We start from the raw sequence: 22322 nt of genomic DNA on the forward strand, positions 1-22322 counted from the left end.
ACGAACCCCCACAGGAAGGCTTTAATGACCGTCGCTGCGCTTGCTGAAATCTTCAAACAGAACGAAAGCGCTATCCTCGAGCAGTGGATCGAGATTCAGCGCCAGGCAGGGATCCGCTCGGATCTTATCGACGACCGCACCATGGTCGACAACTCCCGGGACCTGCTCAAGGCGTTCATACGCGCAATTGCCGAGAGCGGTGACGACATCAACCAACCCGGCTGGGCACCGGTCAAGTCCCTGCTCGAGCGCCTGTCCCAGGCCCAAAGCCGCCAAGGCTTCACCCCGACAGAAACCGCAACCTTTATTCTCTCTCTCAAGGAACCAGTGTTTGCCTTGCTGAGCGCTGCGGGCAACGAGCTGCTGACCGTGAGCCGGCTGATCGACAAGCTTGGCCTCTACAGCATGGACCGTTTCCTGTCTGGCCGTGAAGCGGTGATCCGCGAGCAGCAGGAAAGCATGCTGGAACTGTCCACCCCGGTGGTTCAGTTGTGGGCCGGCGTGCTGGCGGTACCTCTGATCGGCTCGCTGGACAGCAACCGCACCCAGGTGGTGATGGAAGCACTGCTGCAGAAGATCGTGGAAACCGAGTCCGACATTGCCATCATCGACATCACCGGCGTGCCTACCGTAGACACCATGGTCGCGCAGCACCTGCTCAAGACCATCACGGCGGCCAAGCTGATGGGCGCCCGTTGCATCATCAGCGGTATTCGCCCGCAGATTGCCGCTACTATCGTGCACCTTGGCGTGGAACTGGGCGACGTGGTCACCAAGGCCTCGCTGTCGGATGCCTTCCAACTGGCCCTCAAGGAGCTGAACGTTCGCCTCGTCAGCGCCAATCCACGCTGAGGTTCGCGTTATGGTCGACAAGATTCCGATTCTCAAGATGGGCCGCTACCTGCTGCTGAGCATCCAGGTAGACATGCATGACCAACTGGCCATGGACCTTCAAGAGGACCTGACCGAACAAATCGTTCGACACAGCGCCAAAGGCGTCCTTATCGATATCTCCTCACTGGAGATCGTCGATTCGTTCATTGGCCGCATGCTTTCCCACATCGCCAACGTCTCGAGAATACTCGATGCCAAGGTCATCGTCGTCGGCATGCAGCCGGCGGTAGCGATTACCCTGGTAGAGCTCGGGCTGTCGTTGTCTGGGATTGCCACTGCGCTCAATGTCGAAAAAGGCATGCATTGGCTGGAAAAGAACGTGAACGATGATCTGGTCGCCGAGGTCGAGAGTGACGAACACAGAGACACTCCCGCTGAAACAGGAAACTGACATCGTCATTATCCGCCAACGGGTTCGCAAGGCCGCCGAAGAAGCACGGCTTGGCCTGGTATCGCAGACGAAGATCGTGACTGCCGCCAGCGAAATCGCGCGTAATGCGCTGATCTACGGAGGCGGTGGCGAATGCCAACTCGAACGCACCCAGCGTGACGGCCGCGCGGCCGTGCGGCTGGTGGTTGCCGATCAGGGCCAGGGTATCGCCGACCTGGACCAGGCCATGGTGGACGGTTACACGTCTGGCGGTGGCCTGGGCCTGGGGCTGAGCGGCGCGCGGCGGCTGGTGGATCACTTCAGCATTAACACCGCACCTGGCGAAGGAACAACCGTGGAATTGTGGAAATGGAAGTAGACAGCCAGGCCTGCAGCCTGGTGCTCACCGTAGGCGACCTGGCGCATGTGGACGCGGCCCGCCGCGCGATCGTGCGCCAGGCCGGCCAGCTGAGTACCGACGAGGCGCTGCTGGGCAAGCTCACGATTGTAGTGCAAGAGCTTGGCCGCAACCTGGTGCTTCATGGCGGCGATGGGCAATTGATCTACCGTCAGGGCCCGGATGGCTTTCACCTGCTTGCGGTAGACAACGGCCCGGGCATGGCCAACGTAAGCCAATGCCTGGCCGACCATTATTCCTCCATTGGTACGATGGGGGTCGGCCTGGGATCGGTTCGGCGGCTGGCTGACCATTTCGATATCTTCAGCCAACCCGGCCAAGGCACCGTGGTGTATGCCAGCTTCCGCCTTGGGCCGGTCGAGCCGGGATTGAGCCATGGTGCGGTATGCATACCTTATCCCGGAGAAACCGTAGCCGGCGATGGCTGGGCCGTGCTGGGCAACCGGGTGATGGTGTGTGATGGGCTGGGCCATGGCCACGCCGCCAACGCCGCCAGCGCACGGGCGCGGGAAGTATTCATGGCGCACGACCCCAAGGTGCCGCTGGAGCAGCTGATGGAGCAACTGCACCGGGCGCTCATGTCTACCCGTGGCGGTGCCGTCGGCATCGCCGAGGTCAAGCCGCAAGCCAGGCAGGTGCTGTATTGCGGCATGGGCAACATCGCCGGGCTGCTGCTTGCGGAAAAAAACCGCAGCATGGTTTCCAGCAACGGCACCGTTGGCTACCGGATAGGTCGAACAACTACCTTCTCGTATCCATGGGACCCAGGCACCGTGCTTATTCTATCCAGTGATGGCATCAAGACTCGCCTCGATACCGATCGCTATCCGGGGTTGCACATGCGCCACCCCGAGACCATCGCCGGGCTGCTGAGCCGCGACTTCAGTCGTCAGAACGACGACGCCACAGTGGTGGTGGCTCGAATTGACTGAGCTCCGACGGCTGAGCAGCTTGCTGATACAGGCAGAAACCGATGTGGTGACCTGCCGGCAGTGCGCCAAGCAGATCGCCCAGTGGTTGGGCCTGCCCGCGCTGGACCAGATTCGCCTGGCCACCGCGGTGTCCGAGATCGCCCGCAATATCTACCAATATGCCCGTAGCGGCGCGTTTCACTTTTACCTGGGGCGGGATGCCCGCGGCAGCGTAGTGAGCATCATCTTCGATGCCGTTGACCAGGGCCCTGGCATTGCAGAGCTCAACCGTATCCTGGACGGTAGCTACGTCTCCCCTACGGGCATGGGCGTAGGCCTGCGGGGCGCACAGCGGCTACTGGAGCACTGGGATATCCAGACCAGCCCTGGGGGCACCCGCATTCGTGGCGGCAAGGCTGTGCATCCACCGCGCCCATTCCCGGACGACCGCCAGATCGAAACCTTGCAGCGTGACCTGGCAAATGCCGGTGTGGCCGACCCCTTCGTGGCGCTACAGGAGCAAGGCTCGGACCTGCTCCTGACAGCGGCCGAGCTGCAGAACAAACAGCGCGAGCTGGAAGCCACCAACCTGGAGCTGGAAACCACCAACAAAGGCGTGGTGGCGTTGTATTCGGAGCTGGAAAAAACAGCGCATGAACTTACCGCCGCGAGCGAGTCGAAGTCCCGCTTCTTCTCCAACATGACCCACGAGTTCCGCACCCCGATCAACATCATCGAAAACATCTCGAAGTTGTTGCTGACCGGTAGCGATGACGAGCTCAATGCCGAACAGCTCAAGCAGGTCGGCTTTATCAGCGCGGCCGCCGGTGAGCTGGCCGAAATGGTCAATGAGTTGCTGGACCTGGCCGAAGCAGAATCCGGGCGAATGGAAGTGGTAGCCTCGGCGTTCTCGCTCGAATCGTTCGTGGAGCAGCTGCGTCAGTTCACTGCAGCGCTAGCGTTGCGTTATCCCCGCCTGAGCTGGGAAGTGATCTCTCCAGATCACCCGGTGATGCTGGAAACCGACCGCAACCGCTTGTTCCAGGTGATGCGCAACCTGATCAGCAACGCGTTCAAGTACACACCTGAAGGCTCGGTCACCGTACGGGTGTTCCAGCCAGACGAAAAAACCATTGAAATGGTGGTCGAAGACACCGGTGTGGGTATTTCAGAGGAGAACCTGAGCCGCATCTTCGAAGAGTTCGCGCGTATCCGCATGCCTGGCCTTACACAGGTGCAAGGCAATGGCCTTGGCTTGCCGCTGGCACAGCGCCTGGCCGTGTTGCTGCGTGGGCAGATCCGCGTGAGCAGTGGCCTTGGCAAGGGCAGCCGCTTCAGCGTGGACATCGCCCGCTGCTTGCATGAGGAAGATGCCGACGACCTGGAAAACCTGAGCCTCGAAGGGCTGACAGTGTTGATCATCGACGACAACGAAGGCGACCGTTATCTGCTACGGCGCCTGCTGGAACCCTATAAACCTGTGATCATCGAAGCGACGTCCGCCGGTGACAGCATCGACAAGCTGCATGCCGTACGACCTGACATCATCTTCCTCGACCTTGAGCTACCTGACATCTATGGTGCGGATCTGCTTGAAAGTATGGATTGGGCCATGCACGCACGTGTGTTGATCAACACGGCCAAGCCGCTCAGCGACAGCGAACGCCTGGCGCTGGCTGGCCAATGCGCGGGCGTGTTGCCAAAAGGCCAGGCGAACTACGCAGAGTCGGTACTGCGGCAAGTGCGGCGACTGTCAGGGAGCTTGCGGGATGCGAACTAGGCGGATTCTGATCATCGACGACATGCACGCCAATCGGTATGTGCTGCGCAAGATCCTTTCCAACGAGGCCACCTATGAAGTGCTCGAGGCCAGCAATGGTGCCGACGGCCTCGCCTTGATGGATGCCAGCGTGGACCTGGTGATCCTCGACATCAACCTGCCGGACATGAGCGGCTTCGAGCTCATTCGTGAAGCCGAGCAAAAGCTGGGCAGCGACCATGTGCCGGCGATCATCAATATCTCGGCCACCTTCATCAGCGGTTCCGACAAGGCCATGGGGCTGAACAAGGGCGCCCGGGCGTACCTCACCCACCCTATCAATGCCGACGAAATGCTCGCGACCATCGCCAGCCTGGTGAAGTCGGACAATCGTCTGGAGCGGGTGGAACGGCGCCGCCAGGTCGCCGTCGCCCGTAGCGAAAGCCTTAAATCCGAAAAGATCATGCTCGAGCGCTTCATGCGCTCGTTCAGCCACGACCTGCGCTCGCCGCTGGCAGCAGCGACAATGGTCACCGGGCTGATGAAAAAGAACCCGGCGCGGCGCACCGAAGAGTTGCTGCAAATTCTCGAGGACAACCTGCGCCGCATCGATCGCATGATCGGCAACGTACTGGATATTTCACACGTGGCCATGGGCGGCGGGATCAAGCTCACGCCTGAGCCGTTGGTAGTGGGGCCACTGTTCGAAGACGCCCTCAAGAACCTGCGCCTGCAGATAGCGCAGCCTATCGAAGCACACGTGGACGTGACCGACCTGGTGGTGACCTGGGACCGCAATGCGTTTTTGCGGATAGTCGACAACCTGGTGATCAACGCCAGCAAGCACGGTGACAGCGAAGCGCCCATCCATGTGCGGCAATGGCTGGAGGGAGGCGATATCTATTTCAGCGTTACCAACGTTGGCAGCTTCCCCGAGGAAGTACTGACCAACCTTGCCACGCCCTACTTCATCTCCACCCGTAGCGAAACCAAGGGCTGGGGGTTGGGCCTGCCCATTGTGAAGGCACTGTGCGAAAGCTGCGGTGGGCACGTGGCGTTCAATAACGCCGGTGGCTTCGCTCAGGTAGCGGTGCGGCTTCCGCTTGTGTTGCACGGTGCCAACGGCCGCGAGTGAACGCGGCCGCGGGCAGTCGAGAAATCAGATCCCGTCGCGGGCGATGTCCATGGCGAAATAGGTAAGGATGAGGTCTGCCCCTGCACGCTTGATCGCACCCAGGCTTTCACGCATTACACGCGCTTCGTCAATGGCGCCAGCCGCGGCACCGAACTTGATCATCGCGTATTCGCCACTAACCTGATAAGCCGCCAGCGGCAAGCGCGAGGCCTCGCGGATATCTCGAATAACGTCGAGGTAGGCACCCGCCGGTTTTACCATCAGCGCGTCGGCGCCTTCCTGCTCATCGAGCAACGATTCCCGTATCGCCTCGCGGCGGTTCATCGGATTCATCTGGTAGGCCTTGCGATCACCTTTTAGCGCCGTACCGCCCGCTTCACGGAACGGGCCATACAATGCCGACGCGAACTTGGTGGAGTACGCCATGATGGACGTGCCATGGAAGCCTGCGGCGTCAAGCGCGCTACGGATCGCCTGCACCTGGCCATCCATTGCTGCCGAGGGCGCGATGAAGTCGGCGCCTGCCTGAGCGGCCACTACAGCCTGGCGGCCGAGATTGACGAGGGTGGCATCGTTGTCCACCTCATCACCGTGCACCACACCGCAGTGGCCGTGCGACGTGTATTCGCAGAAGCAGGTATCGGACATCACAACCATTTCCGGCACGGTGTCTTTGCATATCCGGGCCATCCGCGCCACCAGGCCATTTTCGTTCCAGGTGTCGCTACCGGTCGCGTCCAGGTGATGAGACACGCCGAAGGTCATCACCGAGCGGATGCCTGCCCGCGCGTAGCGCTCGATTTCACTCGCCAGGCGAGACTCGGGAATCCGATTCACACCCGGCATGCTGGTGATGGGTACGAAGTCATCGATACCTTCCTCTACGAAGATAGGCAATACCAGGTCCTGGAGGCGAAACTCTGTTTCCTGGAACACCGACCGCAGGGCCTCTGACCGGCGCAAGCGGCGGGGACGACTGACAGGGAACATATTGCTCATTGAAATACCTTTAGCTGATCAACTGACGCGCTCGTAGCCGCCGAGTACGCCTTTTTTCGACAGTACCCATTGCCAGAGCTGAATGTCACGCGCCCTGAACGCACCTGCGCAGGACAGTAAATAATAGCGCCACATGCGGAAGAACCGGTCGCCCATCCGTTCGGCGAAGTGTGGCCACGCCGCTTCGAAGTTCTCACACCACGCCATAAGCGTCTTGTCATAGTCGGCGCCGAAATTATGCATGTCTTCGGCAACGAACAGCCCATCGATTGCATCACCCACCTGACCGATCGAAGGCAGGTCGCCGTTACGGAAGATGTACTTGTCGATCCACCGGTCCGGTGTGCTGTGGCGGCGGTTCTTGCCGATGGTATGAAGAAGGAACAACCCTTCGTCCTTCAGGCAGCGGTGAGCAGTTTCCATGTACACGCGGTGGTTCTTGCGGCCCACATGCTCAAACATCCCCACACTGACGATGTGGTCGAACTGCTCGTCCACATCTCGGTAATCCTGCAGCCGAAACTCTATGGGCAGGTTGGAATAATGGGCCTTGGCCCAATCGCATTGCTCGCGAGAAATGGTAACGCCGACGCATTGCACCCCATAGTGCTCTGCGGCGTAGGACATGAAGCTTCCCCAACCGCAACCAATGTCCAGCACCCGTTGCCCGGGCTGCAGGCGCAGCTTGCGGCAAATCAGGTCCAGCTTGGCGGTTTGCGCCTCGGCCAGGTCGCTGGCGTCTTTCCAGTAGCCGCAGGTATAGGTCATCCGCGGGTCGAGCATTTTCTCGTAAAAATCATTGCCCAGGTCATAGTGCTGCTCTCCTACCTGCCACGCCCGATCCTTGTTCTGCAGGTTTACAAACTTGGCCTTGACCGCGTGAAACAACAGCGCCGCCGGGTTTACCATGTCTGCAACGCCTGCGCGCAACAGCCTGGCGAAGAACTCATCCAGATGCTCAGCCTCCCAGCCACCGCTCATATAGGCTTCGCCCAGCCCCAGATTGCCTTCGGCCAGGGCCTTGGCGGGGACGCTGGGATCTTTAAGGGTCATGTCCCAGGGCTGTACCCCATGCATGCCTATCCCTGCCTTGGCGAGTAGCTCCTGAGCGAAGCGCAACGAGCTGGTGTGTGAATCGGCGGAAGCGGAAGAAGCGGGTGAACCAGAAAGCTTGGTGTGCATAGCTATCCCCTGTTCAAAACGTTCTATCTGAGCTGAGCGGATCTGGGCCTAAGGCAGGGAGAGTAAGTAGAGTTAGTCTAGTTGAGACGCTGACAGCGGGATTCCAGCGCAACGGCCACTAAAGCGTAACAGCCATACGCCAGCTTCGCCTGTAGCCAAAAGCGAATGCCGTGATGGATTTTATTTATCAAACGAGAGTAATCCGGCAACGGGCTAGCGCACAATGACGACAGCGGAATAGTGTCTTACTGAAGCGGCAACAGTAAACGTTGCCGCTTCAGCCAAGTGCTGGGGATAGGGCATCCACCCCACACGAACCAGACCGGGCCCAGCTTATTCCTGAATCGCCGCGCCCGGCGCCCTGGCTGGCTTGGGTAGCAAACCGTCAGCCCGGAACATCTGGCGGATGCCGCGCACAGCCTGGCGGATACGGTCCTGATTTTCTATCAGCGCGAAGCGCACGTGGTCGTCGCCATAGTCGCCGAACCCGATACCAGGCGAAACACAGACCTTGGCGTCGGCCAGGAGCTTTTTGGCAAACTCCAGGGAGCCCAGCTGTGCATAGGCGTCGGGAATCTTCGCCCATACGTACATGGACGCCTTGGGGTTTTCAACCATCCAACCGATCTCGTGCAGCCCTTTCACCAGCGTATTGCGGCGCTGCCGGTACTGTTCGGCGATGTCCAGCACGCATTGCTGGTCCCCTTCCAGCGCGGCAATGGCGGCCACTTGCAACGGTGTGAAGGTGCCGTAGTCGTGATAGCTCTTGATCCGCGCCAATGCTGCAACCAGCTCCGGGTTACCCACCATGAAGCCGATACGCCAGCCTGCCATGTTGTAGCTTTTGGACAGTGTGAAGAACTCCACCGCAATGTCCTTGGCCCCTGGCACCTGCATGATCGAGGGTGCCTTCCAGCCGTCATACACGATGTCGGCGTAAGCCAGGTCGTGCACCACCAGCACGTCGTAACGCTTGGCCAGCGCGACCACGCGCTCGAAGAAATCGAGCTCCACACACTGGGCGGTCGGGTTCGACGGGAACCCCAGGATCATCATCTTCGGCTTGGGAATGGACTCGCGGATCGCCCGCTCTAGCTCGTTGAAGAAGTCCACTCCTGGTACCAGCGGCACGGAGCGCACCTGAGCGCCGGCAATCACTGCACCATAGATGTGGATCGGGTAACTGGGGTTGGGCACCAGTACCGTATCGCCCTGGTCGAGCGTGGCGAGCATCAAGTGCGCCAGCCCTTCCTTGGAACCGATGGTGACAATGGCTTCGCTTTCGGGATCTATCTCTACCGCGTAACGGTCAGCGTACCAACGCGAGATGGCACGGCGCAGGCGGGGAATGCCCCTGGAGGTGGAGTAACCGTGGGTGTCTTCGCGTTGAGCAACGTTCACCAGCTTTTCGACGATATGGGGTGGCGTCGCCCCATCGGGGTTGCCCATGCTCAGGTCGATGATGTCTTCACCGCGACGGCGCGCGGCCATCTTGAGCTCGGCGGTGATATTGAAAACGTAGGGGGGAAGGCGATCAATGCGCGCAAAGCGGCGCGGCGAACGGAGTTCGGCCATGGTGTCCTCGAGGTACGTAAGCGCCCGGAACCGTCCGAGCGACGCTGGCCAGATCATTTGGCCTGGCCCGAAGATAGAGCCATCCTTGCCCTGTTGTCCAGTAAGCGCCCATAAAAAAACCGGGCAGCGCCCGGTTTTTTTTAGTCCTCGTACCTCACGGCAATGCGGAAGTCAGCAGCAGCCCAGCGGACGCCTTGAAGTCCACCGACATCATCACGCTGAGTGCCGTGATGGTGAAGATGGAAAACACGAACAGCTTGCGCGCCCATACTCGGTCGTCGGAGGCCTTGTAGCCTGTCCACGCCATATACAGCCAGTACATACCCATGGCAGCCGCTACCGCCATGTAGCTCAACCCGGCGTAGCCGCCAAGGGTAAGCATCAGCGTAGCGAGCACAAACGCCAGGATGTAATACACGATATGCCGTTTGGCTACCGGGATCCCGCGCTCCACCGGCAGCACCGGAATGGATGCCGCACGGTAATCGTTGAGGCGGAAAATAGCGATCGCATAGGAATGCGGCATTTGCCACAAGCTGAACATCACCAGCAAGGTAAGCGCGGCCATGTCGAAGCGGCCAGTCACCGCCACGTAACCGATTACCGGCGGCATGGCGCCCGAAAGGCTGCCTACCAGCGTGCCGTGCACGGATCTGCGCTTGAGGTAGAGGCTATACAGCCCTACATAGATCCCAAACCCCACCAGGCCCGCGAAAGCGGCCAGCGGGTTGGCCAGCTTGTAGAGCAGGCCGAACCCAATCACCCCCAGCACGGCTGCATAAACCAGCGCGACCTTGACGGAGATAATGCCCTGCACGATTGCACGATTGCGCGTGCGCTCCATCTTCACGTCGATATCGCGGTCGATGCAGTTGTTGAACGCACAACCCGATGCAACGACCAGCGATGTACCAATCACCGTGGCAAGGAACAGGCCGAGATCGACATGCCCTTGCGCAGCCAGGAAGAAGCCGCCCGCCACAGAAAGCACGTTACCGAAAATGATCCCCGGTTTGGTGATTTGGATAAAGTGCTTAACGGACATGCAAGCTACCTCACTTCGCCAGCATGAAGTGGTGAACGCTGAACATGATCCACAGCGACAGGCCAACGAGGAAGATGATGATCACCGCCGAGAAAATGAAGGCAATCACGTTCCAGCGCTGCTCCGAAGAGCGATCCAGGTGAAGGAAGTAGATCAGGTGAACGATCACTTGAACCACTGCGAACACCAGGATGATGGCAAGGATTGCGTCCTTGGACATCGACTGGAACATCACCAGGCCGAACGGAATCACTGTCAGGATAACCGACAGGATAAAGCCGACCATGTACGACTTGGTGCTGCCGTGGCTGGCGCCACCGGCGGAATGGTTGTTAGCCATTACAAGGCCCCCATCAGGTAGACAACGGTGAACACGCAGATCCAGACCACGTCCAGGAAGTGCCAGAACAGGCTGAGGCAGCTCATGCGGGTCTGGTTCGTCGCGGTCAGGCCGTGCTTGCTGATCTGAGCCATCATCACGGCCATCCACAGCAGGCCGCTGGACACGTGCAGACCGTGGGTGCCTACCAGCGTGAAGAACGCCGACAGGAAACCGCTACGCTGAGGGCCGTAGCCTTCTTCGATCAGCTTGTGGAACTCGTTGAGTTCCATGCCGATGAAGCCAAGGCCGAAGAGGAAGGTGATGAACAACCAGGTCATCACGCCGCTCTTGTTGCCCTTGTACATCGCCAGCATGGAGAAGCCGAAGGTGATCGAGCTGAACAACAGCAGGAAGGTTTCGACCAGGACGTAGTCCAGCTCGAAGATCTCGTGCCCCGAAGGGCCACCTGCGAAGTTCCCGGCCAGCACCCCGTACGCGGCGAAGATCGACGCGAACAGGATGCAGTCAGTCATCAGGTAGATCCAGAAGCCGAAGACAGTCATGCCCCCGGCATCATGGTGATCGTCGTGCCCATGCTCGTGGCTATGGGCGACTTCACCGTGCAGAACGGTATTAGCCATGGTTCAAACCTTCTCCAACGTGGAGTTCACACGAGTACCGCTGGTAACGCCGGCATGGGCGTTGGCCAGTGCGCGCTGACGCTCGCCTTCGATACGGGCGACTTCCGCCGCCGGAACGTAGTAGTCGATGTCGTCGTCGTAGCTGCGGACGATCAAGGTGATGATCATGCCCACGAAGCCTACGGCAGCCGCCCACCAGATGTGCCAGATCATCGCGAAGCCAAACACCAGGCTGAACGCTGCGATCACGAAGCCCATGCCAGTGTTGCGCGGCATGTGGATCTGCTTGTAGTCCGCGGCATCAGCGGTGGCTTCGCCACGCTCTTTCATGCCCCAGTAAGCGTCCAGGTCGGAAACCACCGGTACTTCAGCGAAGTTGTAGAACGGAGGTGGCGACGAAGTCGACCATTCCAGGGTACGGCCATCCCACGGGTCGCCAGTGACGTCGACGTTCTTTTTGCGATCGCGGATCGACACATAGATCTGCAGCAGCTGGAAGCCGATACCGGCGGCTACGAACAGCACGCCGACCATTGCCACGTAGAACCATGGGGTCCACTCGGGGTTGTCGGTGTGGTTCAGGCGACGGGTCATGCCCATGAAGCCCAGCACGTACAGCGGCATGAAGGCAAAGTAGAAGCCGATCAGCCAGCACCAGAAGCTGTACTTGCCCAGGCGCTCGTTGAGCTTGAAGCCAAACGCTTTCGGGAACCAGAAGGTGAAGCCCGCCAGGTAGCCGAACACAGCGCCGCCGATGATCACGTTATGGAAGTGCGCGATCAGGAACAGGCTGTTGTGCAGCACGAAGTCCGCGCCAGGCACCGCCAGCAGTACGCCGGTCATGCCGCCGATACTGAAGGTCACGATGAAGCCGACGGTCCAGAGCATCGGAGTCTTGAACTCGATGCGGCCGCGGTACATGGTGAACAGCCAGGTGAAGATCTTCACACCCGTCGGCACGGCGATGATCATCGTCATGATGCCGAAGAAGGCGTTGACGTTCGCACCCGCACCCATGGTGAAGAAGTGGTGCAGCCATACGATGAACGACAGTACGGTGATGGCGATGGTTGCCCATACCAGCGACACGTAGCCGAACAGGCGCTTCTTGGCGAAGGTCGAAGTCACTTCCGAGAACACACCGAATGCCGGCAGGATCAGGATGTAAACTTCAGGGTGGCCCCACGCCCAGAACAGGTTGACGTACATCATCGGGTTCCCACCAAGCTCGTTGGTGAAGAAGTGCATACCCAGATAACGGTCAAGCGACAGCAGCAGCAGTGTGGCGGTCAGGATCGGGAACGAGGCGGCGATCAGGATCGCGGTGCACAGGCAGTTCCAGGTGAACACCGGCATCTTCATCAGGGTCATGCCAGGGGCACGCATCTTGAGAATGGTGACGATGAAGTTCACACCGGTAAGCAACGTACCCAGGCCGGATATCTGCAGTGCCCAGATGTAGTAGTCCACCCCCACGCCCGGGCTGTACTGGATGCCCGACAATGGCGGGTAGGCTACCCAGCCGGTCTTGCCGAATTCACCGATACCCAGCGAGATGTTGACCAGCAACGCACCGACCACGAAGAACCAGAAGCTCACCGAGTTCAGGAACGGGAAGGCCACGTCGCGGGCGCCGATCTGCAGCGGCACCACGATGTTCATCAGGCCGATCATGAACGGCATCGCCATGAAGATGATCATGATCGTACCGTGAGCGGTAAAGATCTGATCATAGTGTTCAGGCGGAAGGTAGCCGGTCGAACCGCCAACGGCGATTGCCTGCTGCGTACGCATCATGATGGCGTCGGCAAAGCCGCGGATCAGCATGATGATGGCAACGGCGATGTACATCACGCCGATTTTCTTGTGGTCGACAGAGGTGAACCACTCTTTCCAGAGATAGCCCCACTTCTTGTAGTAGGTAATCGCTGCGAATACACCTGCCCCGAGCACGGCAACGACGGCGAGGGTCACCATCACTATCGGCTCGTGGAAGGGTATCGCTTCCAGAGTTAATTTACCGAACATCTTTTACTCCTCTGCCCCAGCAGCTGAATTCTCACTTACTTCCTTACCTTCCTTGCCAAGCACACCCTTCTCGTGCATCCCGTGGTGGCCTGCGTTCATGCCTTCATACTTGTCGATGATGGACTGGAACAGGTTAGGCGTAGCCGAGGAATACAGTGCGACGGGGTTCTTTTCACTTGGTTTGGCCAGTGCTGCGTATTCGGCCGAATCAAGCTTCTTCGGTGAATTGCGAACGTCGTTGACCCAGGCGTCGAAGCCTTCCTGAGTAGTGGCTTGCGCCTGGAAGGTCATGCCGGTGAACCCAGCGCCGCTGTAGTTGGCGGAGATACCCTGGAAGTCACCGTTTTCATTGGCGATCAGGTGCAATTTGGTCTGCATGCCCGCCATGGCGTAGATCTGGCCGCCCAGTGCGGGGATGAAGAACGAGTTCATCACGGCGTCCGAGGTAATCTCGAAGCTGACCGGGGTATGCGCCGGGAACACGATCTTGTTCACGGTGGCAATGCCCTGTTCCGGATAGATGAACAGCCATTTCCAGTCCAGCGCTACAACCTGGATACGCACCGGCTTGACGTCGGAATCCAGCGGGCGATAGGGGTCGAGGTGGTGGGTGGACACGTAGGTCACATAGCCAAGGACCAGAATGATGATCAGCGGAACGCCCCAGACGACCGCTTCAATCTTGGTGGAGTGGGCCCATTCCGGCGCGTAGGTCGCGCTCCGGTTCGACGCACGATATCTCCAGGCGAACCAGAAGGTCATGACGATCACCGGGATGACCACCGTGAGCATCAGGCCGAACGCGAGGAGAATCAGGTTTCTCTCGTCGATGCCCACCTGCCCCTTGGGATTGAGCAGGGTCCAGTCGCACCCACTGAGAAAAAGCATGCCGAAAAAGGGCAATATGCCAAACAGTCTGGGGTAACGCTTTTTACTCATCTCACGACCTCTAAAGCTTGCTTCAATGCAATGTGTGTTGTGATCGCCAACACTTCGTCCTGCCAAGCGTCAGCATTTTTCGGGATCGAACATGTAGGTGCCTGGAAACCAGCCGCTGCTGAATCAGGCGCCCCGTGTCGTGCAGTGCTCAAATTGCTTTGACTCGTCGGATTATAGGCAAGTCGCCCGATCGCGCCCCATTCCTTTGAGGTACCCATCGGGGTGACAACCGTGAAGGGTAGACAACCGGACACCGCAGGTGCCTCCCGCGGTCCGAAAAAAAAGGCTTACGCCTTGATTTGCAAGGGCCTGGAGAGGTTGGCCATACGGAAATTGCCGCGATTGTAGTGAGCTAGCCCAGTGATGAATATGACTTATATAGCAACAGTACATTACGAATTATGCAACAATCGCCCGATATTTCAACCCCTTGCGACATGTTGTCGCAGCGCAGTCGAAGCGGGCCAAAGGCTTGGGTGGCGCGGGTTTCAGCCAATCCAACGAGCAGAATGGATGATCGGTCACGATGACCGGATCGTTACACCCGGCATGATTCATGACCGGCGACGGTTGCTCCATACACCTAACGGTACGAGTACTACGATGAGCACAAAGGCGACCAATGCCCATTGGGCCAGCGATAGCCCGAGCACGGGCGGATACGGCGTGGTGCAGAAACCCTGAACCTCGAACACCGACGGGAGCAGCCGGGCAAGAGGAAGGCCGTCGACAATCGGCTGCAGTACGTCCACCCCGCAACTGGACAGCGGATGAGCCAGTACCCAGACATGCTTGCCAGCGGCGGCGATGCCGCCCAATGCGCTCACCACTGCAAGCGCCTCGAATACCGTGACCGCGCGCCGACCTGGCAGCGCTGCGCCGATGAACGCGAACACGCCGATGAACAGGAACGCATACCGTTGAAGGATGCACAGCGGGCACGGCGCTTCGCCTAGCACCACCTGCATATAAAGGGCGCCTCCAAGCAGGGCCATGCAGATAATGCCTAGCAGGAAGAGAAAACGCCGCTCACGTGCGAGGGAGAAATGTGTGGGTTCCATGGGACGTCCTATTGTGCTGGCCGACAGCACGCTTCACCGCGAAGGGGCGCTAAGGTAGCACCGTTGATCGGGGAGCAGTAAAGGAAGCACGCATTAAACGTCGGTTAAATGCGAAAAGATATTACCGGCACCGTCCAGGCACGCGCGGCACCGGTGCTTCATCCCCTTATTGTCATACCAGGGTGGACGCCGGTCCGAAGAATTCGTGCCGGGTTTGCTCGGGCGGAACCCCCAACGCTTCCAGGCTGCGTTTCACCGCCACCATGAACGGCTTCGGGCCAAGCACATAGGCATCCACATCGCGGTTACGCGGTAGCCAACGCTCCAGGTGCTCGCCACTGAGCAGGCCGACGGCGTCAACACCCGCCCTCCCCTCTTCCCCTTCGGCATAGCAGTAAAAGCGCGACAGCTGCGGGTATTGCCGTGCCTGTTCGTCCAGCCAATCACGAAACGCATGTACTTCGGCGTTACGTGCGCTGTGGATAAACACGACAGGGCGCCCCGTAGGCAGTGCTGCCTCAAGCATCGCCAAGGTTGGCGTAATGCCCACCCCACCGCTGATCAGCACCACCGGGCGTTTGCCTGGCTGCAATACGAACTCTCCTGATGGCGGGAACAGATCCAGGGTGTCGCCCACCGCGAAGCACTCATGGAGAAACGGGGAAACCACGCCGCTCGGGACATGTTTCACGCTGATCCGGTAACCGCCGCCATTGCCCAAGGCAGACACGGAATAATTGCGACGGTGCTCCTCGCCATCAATCAACACGCGCAAGCCGATATATTGGCCCGGTGCAGCCGGCAGCACGGGCTTGCCATCGGCAGGCACCAGATAGAACGAAGCAATTTCGGTACTTTCCTGAACCTTGCGCGCCAGCACGAAGGGCCGCGCCCCCCGCCAGCCGCCGGTGGCGACTTCCTTCTCATGATAAAGCCCCTCTTCGGCGCCTATAAGGATGCCTGCCAACTGCCCATAGGCCGCGCCCCAGGCTTCAAGCACCTCGGGGGTTGCGACCTCGGCACCCAACACTTCGGAAATGGCGCGCAGCAGGCAGCCGCCTACGATGGGGTAGTGCTCAGGAAGGATCTGCAAGGCCACGTGCTTATTGATGATCTGGCTTACCAGCCCGCCGAGTGCCTCCAGGCGGTCAATGTGGCGGGCATACATCAGCACGCCATTGGCCAATGCGCGTGGTTGATCGCCGCTGGCCTGGTTAGCCTGGTTGAACAGCGGCCGTACTTCGGGGTGTTCCGCAAGCAGCAGCTTGTAGAAATGCGTGGTAAGAGCCTCTCCGCCGCTTTCCAACAAGGGAACGGTGGCTTGAATGATGGCACGGTGTTGAGCACTGAGCATGATATTCTCCGAAGGGTCCGTGAGGTGTCTGCTCAAGGAATTACAGGATTCATGCCAGCTGAACGGCCCATAAGAATCAGGCACTTAGGCGTATAGCGTCGAAATGACTCGCTGCCATACGTAGTCACTTTGACCGCAAGCGAGTCGATATGACATCAAAACCGTTGCTTGAGGCGTTGCTCGGGCTGGTCTCCGACCTTTCCCAGACACTGCCCGCGACCGAACGTTACCAACGCCTTCTGCACGCCATGCGTAGCCTGCTTCCTTGCGATGCTGCTGCCTTGCTGCGCCTGGACGCCGACTGGCTGGTCCCGGTGGCCGTCGATGGCTTGAGCGACGATACCCTCGGGCGCCGCTTCAGGGTCAGTGAACACCCCCGCTTTCAGGCGCTGTTGAGCCAAACTTCACCCACGCGCTTCCCGGCCGACAGCCCGCTGCCCGATCCTTACGATGGGCTGGTGGCCGGGCATGCCAGCCACCTGGAGGTTCATGACTGCCTGGGGTGCCCGCTTTATGTGGATCAACAACCCTGGGGGCTGTTGACGCTGGACGCCCTGGACCCACGCCGGTTCGACGGTATCGAACCTGGCACGCTGGAAGCCTTTGCCAGCCTGGCTGCGGCGATAGTCACGGTAGAACAGCAGATCGCCCGCCTGGCCTCGGGTCAACGTAGCGAGCTGAACGCAGCGTCCCGTGTTGGCTTTACCAACGACGAGATCATCGGGCAGAGCCCTGCGATTCGCCAGCTTATGGCGCAGATCCAACTGGTAGGGCCAAGCGAGCTGACCGTTTTGGTTACCGGGGAAACCGGGGTAGGCAAGGAACTGGTGGCCCAGGCGCTGCATAAGGCGTCCGGGCGTGCCGCCAAACCTTTGGTCAGTCTCAATTGCGCGGCGCTACCGGACGCCCTGGTAGAAAGCGAGCTGTTCGGGCACGTGAAAGGCGCGTTCACCGGCGCCGTGAGCGATCGGCGAGGCAAGTTCGAGCTGGCCGACGGGGGTACCTTATTCCTCGATGAAGTTGGCGAACTCCCTTTGGCTGTGCAGGCCAAGCTACTGCGCGTACTTCAAACCGGCCAGCTCCAGCGCTTGGGCTCGGACCGTGAACATCGCGTGGCGGTGCGGTTGATCGCCGCCACCAACCGCGACCTGGCGGCGGAAGTTGCCGCCGGGCGTTGCCGGGCCGATTTCTATCATCGCCTGAGCGTTTACCCGCTTCCGGTTCCGCCCTTGCGGGAGCGAAGCAGGGATATTCTCTTGCTGGCCGGTTACTTTCTGGAGCAGAACCGCTCACGCCTGGGCCTCAACAGCCTGCGCCTGAGTGAAGAAGCCCAGGCAGCATTGCTCGCCTATCCATGGCCGGGCAACGTCAGGGAGCTGGAGCATATGATCAGCCGTTCAGCGTTACGTGCGCTGGGCAGGCTACCCTCGCGCCCTCGCATCCTTACCCTTGCGGCCCAGGACCTGGACCTGGATCTCGCTTCCGGCGGCTATCCCCCCGACGCTCCCAGGCACGCGTCCATTGCCGCTCAAGCACCGGTGGCGGCGAGCGGGCACGGCGGCTTGCGCGAGGCAGTGGACCGCTTTCAACGCGAGATGATCGAGGCTGCCCTGCACCGTCACGGGTACCATTGGTCCAACGCTGCCCGGGAGCTGGGGCTCGATCGCGCAAACCTCAGCCGCCTGGCACGACGCCTCGGTGTTGCGCGGCCCTCAAGCGATCCGGCCGGCGGCCGATAAACCCTGAGTATTTCCCGCGGCCCGTTCCGAACCCGCTTCAGAAGGTAGATATGTCCAAAGCAAACGCCGAGTCGCTCTCGCTCCTGTTGTTCACCCTGCGCAGCGGCAAGCTGATGGCGATCAACCTGCTGAAGGTCAGTGAGATCATTCCCTGCCCGGCGCTCACTCGCCTTCCCGACTCGCACCCCCATGTGCGCGGCATCGCCACCCTGCGCGGCGCGTCGCTGTCGGTGATCGACCTCAGCCGGGCAATTGGCGAGCGCCCGCTGGAAGACCCTTCGGGTGGCTGCCTGATCGTTACCGACGTAAGCCGCTCTCGCCAGGGCCTGCATGTGCAGGCGGTGAGCCGCATCATTCACTGCCGGTCTACAGACATCCTTCCCCCGCCGCATGCGTCAGGCGGGCGGTCCTTCATTACAGGTGTCACCCAGGTAGACGGTGCGCTGGTGCAGGTGCTGGATATCGAGAAGGTGATCCACGGTATCGCCCCGCCCCGCCCCGAACCCGCATCAAAAGACCTGACGTTCGAGCAAGCCGAGTTGCTGGCCCAGGCGCGCATACTGGTTGTGGATGACAGCCAGGTCGCCCTGCAGCAATCGGTGCTTGCCCTGCGCAGCCTTGGGGTCGAATGCCAGACCGCGCGGAGCGCGAAAGACGCCATGATGTGCCTGCTCGACCTGCAAGGGACAGCGCAGGAAATCAATATCGTGGTATCAGACATCGAGATGCCGGTGATGGACGGCTATGCCCTCACCCGCACGCTGCGTGAAAGCGTTGACTTCAATCAGTTGTATATCCTCCTGCATACGTCCCTGGACAGCGCCATGAATAGCCGGCGGGCGGATGAGGCGGGCGCGGATGCGGTGCTGACCAAGTTTTCGTCGCCGGAACTCACCGAGTGCCTTATCCGGGCTGCTCGAGCTGTGAGTTCCAAGCCGTGAGCTCTAAACCGCGTTGAGCGTATTACAGCTGGATGATCAGGCCGGCAATGCCCAACAGGTAATTGACCGGCCCCTGAGCCAAGGGGAAAACGAATACCTGAACCGCGCCGGCAAAGCTTATGAGCAATGCGCCTGGTACAACGCTGGAGACGATGGACATGGCAGTTTCTTTATCGGTTTTGCAGGCTAGTGTCTCCGGCGGGCTTGGATGGATCTATCAGCAGCTTCCGAGCCTTCTGTAGGAAAAGTCACTTACGGATCAACGACTGCCTCCTCAGCCCTCGAAACCTTTACCCCGAGCACTTTTTTCAAACACACGTTGGCTCCATTCACTTCCAACGCTTTGCCAAGACTTCGATTTAACTCGCGGAAACATAAGGGTTTAATGCTGAACGCTTAAAGCTGAGCATTGACCGGCCGTCCAAGCTGGCATATTGCCAGTGATCTACGCCTTGTGAGCCCTGCCTGCGCTACCTAGAATGGCCTCGCCCGTCCCGCCTTCGAGTTATCGCTGTCATGCCACTCCCTATCACCCGCCTCGCTGTGAATGCCGAGCGCACTCTTGTAATCGGGAGCGTGGCAGCAATCCTGACCATTGTTGGCATCGTGGCGTTTCTGCTCAACGAGGAATACGACAGCGCCAGGGAGGTTGCGCTACGTGGCGCCAATAACGTTGCACAACTGATCGACAGCGATATCCAGCGCACGGTGGAGCTTTACGATCTGTCGCTTCAGGGCCTTATCGATGCATCACAGAACCCCGAGCTTTCACAGGTGCCGCCTTCGCTCAAGCGCCAGCTGTTGTTCGGGCGCGCGATCTCCATACCGCTTCGGGGCGACATTTTGTGGGTAGACCAACACGGCGCGGTGGTGGCCGATTCGCTCTCACCCGAACCGCGGCGGTTCGATTTCAGCCAGCGGGACAATTTCCGCCAGCATGCCTCCTCGCCTTCGTTGGCGCTTCACATCAGCCGTCCCTTCGAAGATCAGCTAGGCAAGCTTGATTGGTGTGTAGCCTTCACCCGGCGGATATCGGGCCCTGGCGGGGAGTTCCGCGGCATGGCGTCGAGTGTGTTGCGGCTGGACTACTTCGCTGACCTGTTCAAAAGCCTGAATATTGGCAAGGGCAGCAGCGTAAGCCTGGCCAACCTCGATGGCGATATGCTTGCACGTGAGCCAAAGCCTCCTGGACGCTCGGTAATCGGCGATAACTTCGCCAGCTGGCCGAACATGCGGCGCATGCTTGACGGCGGCGCTTCAGGCTATTTCATGTCCACGTCCGGGCTGGACGGGATCAAACGGGTATACAGCTATAGCCGCGTAGCCGACCTGCCGTTGATGGTAATCGTAGCCATGGCGTACGACGACGTCTTCGGCCCATGGCAACGCACCGCCCTGGTCATCTGCCTGGCAACGCTGGGGCTGTGCCTGGGCATTGCCTGGCTTACCGTCTTGTTCATGCGCGAGCTGCGCCGCGGCAGGCGTTCCGAAAACACGCTTGCCGCGCTGGCTGCTACCGATGGGCTCACCGGCCTGGCTAACCGTCGGCGCCTTGACCACACGCTACAGCATGAATGGGCGCGCACGCAGCGCAGTCGACGTGGGTTGGCCGTGCTGATGATCGACGTGGACCATTTCCGTGCCTTCAACGAGCGTCATGGCCACCACGGCGGCGATCAGGCATTGCGCCGCGTGGCTGATGTCATCAACCAGAGCGTGCAGCGCCCTGGGGACCTCGCTGCACGTTATGGCGGCGAAGAGTTCATGGTGGTGCTGGTTGATACCGGCCTCAATGGCGCCCTCGCCGTGGCCGAATCGCTGCGGCATCAGATTGAGGCATTGGTACTTACCGAGTTGGATGACGCTCGCCTTACCGTCAGCATCGGGGTTGCAGCTTCATTTGATCAGGCTCGGCTGCCCGCAACGCTGGAAGGTGTGCTTTGTGAAGCCGATGCGGCGCTCTATCGGGCCAAGCGCGACGGCCGTAACCAGGTGTGCCACGCCGAGCCCGGTAGCCAGGCAAAAAAAACGCCGGCAACGCCGGCGTAAGAGGGATTCCAGCTTAAGCTGGTACGAGCAGGATTCAACTGGCGCGAGCGATATTGCGCAGGGCCTTGATCTGGTCATGATTGCGCTGAACACCATGGAACTGGCGTTCGACGATGGCGTACACATTCGCCGGCAACGGTTGGGTCAAAGCCTCCTTGTAAGCCTTGATCGCAACGTCCTCACCTCGTTCAGCCTCGTTCAATACGGCCTCTTCGCTTTTGCCGGTGATAAGGGACTTGAGGTCAACCCAGCGACGGTGCAGGTCACCGCTCAGGCTGGTCGAATCTTCCGGGCTGCCGCCAAGCGCGGTCACTTCGGCTTGCAGCTCACCCGCGGCATTTTTGCATTCCTGGGAATGCTTGAGAAAGAGCGCCTTGAGTTCAGGGTTTTTAATGTCATCAGCGCAGGCCTTGAAGCCTTCCTCACCGTCTTTGCAGGTTTCGATCAGACGGTTGAGTACCGATACAACATCTTCTCCAGACTTGGTCATTTTAATCTTCCTCTTGGCAGTATGCTTTGGGAGAGAAAAAGCAGACTTCGTGCCAGCCTCGATCAATTCCGGTTAGTCAATAGAATCAACGTGTTATAGACCAGCCGGGTTACGCTACCATTCCGAATGCAATATCCTGTTGTTGCTACATTGCAAAATGCATGCAGCAGCTGACCACTCGCGAAACAACACGGCGCCAAATAATGGATTTCCAGAAACTTGAGGCATTGGTAACCACCAAGATGCCCTACGGTAAATACAAGGGCCGCTTGCTGGCGGATCTGCCAGGCAATTATCTGGGTTGGTTCGCTCGGCAGGGTTTTCCCCACGGGGAATTAGGCGCCTTGCTGGCGCTGATGCACGAGATCGATCACAACGGGCTGAACGACTTGCTGGCCCCACTGAGGCTGAAGCACCGAGCCGCGGAATAAAAAAAGGTGCGCCGACCAAGCGCACCTAAAAGCCATGAA

General features: G+C 59.7%; 22 protein-coding genes. 10 read left to right on the forward strand and 12 right to left on the reverse strand.

The genetic code is table 11. The features are described 5' to 3' along the window. The first annotated feature begins 24 nt into the window (after positions 1–24). The 6 genes from LG385_RS16655 to LG385_RS16680 are packed head-to-tail and all read left to right on the forward strand — an operon-like array spanning position 25 to position 5487. Positions 25–852: an STAS domain-containing protein gene (locus LG385_RS16655; RefSeq protein WP_225775166.1), complete on the forward strand. Its 828-nt coding sequence runs from the start codon at positions 25–27 to the stop codon at positions 850–852. A gap of 10 nt (positions 853–862) precedes the next feature. Continuing rightward, entirely contained in the window at positions 863–1285 is a 423-nt protein-coding gene (locus LG385_RS16660) for an STAS domain-containing protein (RefSeq protein WP_225775167.1), read from the forward strand. Further along, positions 1245–1643 (forward strand): anti-sigma regulatory factor, encoded by a 399-nt coding sequence (locus LG385_RS16665; RefSeq protein ID WP_225775168.1) that lies wholly within the window; start codon positions 1245–1247, stop codon positions 1641–1643. Before LG385_RS16660 ends, LG385_RS16665 begins: the two co-directional genes overlap by 41 nt. Next, on the forward strand, positions 1634–2614 hold the full coding sequence (locus tag LG385_RS16670; protein ID WP_225775169.1) for a SpoIIE family protein phosphatase: 981 nt from the start codon (positions 1634–1636) through the stop codon (positions 2612–2614). Before LG385_RS16665 ends, LG385_RS16670 begins: the two co-directional genes overlap by 10 nt. Continuing rightward, positions 2607–4373 carry an ATP-binding protein gene (locus LG385_RS16675; protein WP_225775170.1) on the forward strand — a complete coding sequence of 589 codons (1767 nt, stop codon included), beginning with the start codon at positions 2607–2609 and terminating at the stop codon, positions 4371–4373. The genes LG385_RS16670 and LG385_RS16675 overlap by 8 nt, the downstream gene beginning before the upstream one ends. Continuing rightward, a complete protein-coding gene (locus tag LG385_RS16680; RefSeq protein WP_225775171.1) occupies positions 4363–5487 on the forward strand; it encodes a response regulator in 1125 nt (374 codons plus the stop codon). The genes LG385_RS16675 and LG385_RS16680 overlap by 11 nt, the downstream gene beginning before the upstream one ends. Positions 5488–5511: 24 nt before the next feature. Here LG385_RS16680 and hemB read toward each other — a convergent pair whose 3' ends face one another. From hemB to hmpA, 10 genes are all read right to left on the reverse strand, one after another. Then, complete coding sequence (gene hemB, locus LG385_RS16685) at positions 5512–6486, reverse strand: porphobilinogen synthase (RefSeq protein ID WP_225775172.1); 975 nt, start codon at positions 6484–6486, stop codon at positions 5512–5514. An 18-nt stretch (positions 6487–6504) separates the two neighbouring features. Next, positions 6505–7668, reverse strand: coding sequence for a cyclopropane fatty acyl phospholipid synthase (cfa, locus tag LG385_RS16690; protein ID WP_225775173.1), 1164 nt, complete (start codon positions 7666–7668; stop codon positions 6505–6507). Between the two features lie 333 nt (positions 7669–8001). Continuing rightward, positions 8002–9243, reverse strand: a complete 1242-nt coding sequence (alaC, locus tag LG385_RS16695) for an alanine transaminase (protein ID WP_181117144.1) — start codon at positions 9241–9243, stop codon at positions 8002–8004. 154 nt (positions 9244–9397) lie between these two features. After that, positions 9398–10288 (reverse strand): heme o synthase, encoded by an 891-nt coding sequence (cyoE, locus tag LG385_RS16700; RefSeq protein ID WP_225775174.1) that lies wholly within the window; start codon positions 10286–10288, stop codon positions 9398–9400. Positions 10289–10298: 10 nt separating this feature from the next. Further along, entirely contained in the window at positions 10299–10628 is a 330-nt protein-coding gene (cyoD, locus tag LG385_RS16705) for a cytochrome o ubiquinol oxidase subunit IV (RefSeq protein WP_225775175.1), read from the reverse strand. Beyond that, a complete protein-coding gene (locus LG385_RS16710) occupies positions 10628–11251 on the reverse strand; it encodes a cytochrome o ubiquinol oxidase subunit III (protein WP_181117141.1) in 624 nt (207 codons plus the stop codon). Before LG385_RS16710 ends, cyoD begins: the two co-directional genes overlap by 1 nt. Positions 11252–11254: 3 nt before the next feature. Beyond that, the gene (gene cyoB / locus LG385_RS16715) at positions 11255–13279 is read right to left on the reverse strand and encodes a cytochrome o ubiquinol oxidase subunit I (RefSeq protein WP_225775176.1); all 2025 of its coding nucleotides are present in this window, start codon (positions 13277–13279) and stop codon (positions 11255–11257) included. 3 nt (positions 13280–13282) lie between these two features. Beyond that, positions 13283–14218 carry a ubiquinol oxidase subunit II gene (cyoA, locus tag LG385_RS16720; protein ID WP_225775177.1) on the reverse strand — a complete coding sequence of 312 codons (936 nt, stop codon included), beginning with the start codon at positions 14216–14218 and terminating at the stop codon, positions 13283–13285. Positions 14219–14772: 554 nt separating this feature from the next. Beyond that, positions 14773–15279 (reverse strand): disulfide bond formation protein B, encoded by a 507-nt coding sequence (locus LG385_RS16725; protein WP_225775178.1) that lies wholly within the window; start codon positions 15277–15279, stop codon positions 14773–14775. A 172-nt stretch (positions 15280–15451) separates the two neighbouring features. Next, complete coding sequence (hmpA, locus tag LG385_RS16730) at positions 15452–16633, reverse strand: NO-inducible flavohemoprotein (protein WP_225775179.1); 1182 nt, start codon at positions 16631–16633, stop codon at positions 15452–15454. Between the two features lie 149 nt (positions 16634–16782). On the opposite strand from hmpA, the gene norR reads away from it, so the two are divergent. Then, on the forward strand, positions 16783–18372 hold the full coding sequence (norR, locus tag LG385_RS16735; protein ID WP_225775180.1) for a nitric oxide reductase transcriptional regulator NorR: 1590 nt from the start codon (positions 16783–16785) through the stop codon (positions 18370–18372). A 50-nt stretch (positions 18373–18422) separates the two neighbouring features. After that, positions 18423–19313 (forward strand): chemotaxis protein CheV, encoded by an 891-nt coding sequence (locus LG385_RS16740; RefSeq protein ID WP_225775181.1) that lies wholly within the window; start codon positions 18423–18425, stop codon positions 19311–19313. Between the two features lie 22 nt (positions 19314–19335). Here LG385_RS16740 and LG385_RS16745 read toward each other — a convergent pair whose 3' ends face one another. After that, positions 19336–19473, reverse strand: a complete 138-nt coding sequence (locus LG385_RS16745) for a hypothetical protein (RefSeq protein WP_225775182.1) — start codon at positions 19471–19473, stop codon at positions 19336–19338. Positions 19474–19829: 356 nt separating this feature from the next. Here LG385_RS16745 and LG385_RS16750 point away from each other — a divergent pair, with 356 nt between their 5' ends. Continuing rightward, on the forward strand, positions 19830–21362 hold the full coding sequence (locus LG385_RS16750) for a sensor domain-containing diguanylate cyclase (protein ID WP_225775183.1): 1533 nt from the start codon (positions 19830–19832) through the stop codon (positions 21360–21362). Positions 21363–21396: 34 nt separating this feature from the next. Here LG385_RS16750 and LG385_RS16755 read toward each other — a convergent pair whose 3' ends face one another. Further along, positions 21397–21852, reverse strand: coding sequence for a ferritin-like domain-containing protein (locus LG385_RS16755; RefSeq protein WP_181117132.1), 456 nt, complete (start codon positions 21850–21852; stop codon positions 21397–21399). 203 nt (positions 21853–22055) lie between these two features. Here LG385_RS16755 and LG385_RS16760 point away from each other — a divergent pair, with 203 nt between their 5' ends. After that, a complete protein-coding gene (locus LG385_RS16760) occupies positions 22056–22283 on the forward strand; it encodes a DUF3820 family protein (protein WP_225775184.1) in 228 nt (75 codons plus the stop codon). Positions 22284–22322 lie beyond the last annotated feature (39 nt).

The organism is Pseudomonas sp. Marseille-Q5115, from assembly GCF_916618905.1.
Taxonomy (GTDB): domain Bacteria; phylum Pseudomonadota; class Gammaproteobacteria; order Pseudomonadales; family Pseudomonadaceae; genus Aquipseudomonas; species Aquipseudomonas japonica_A.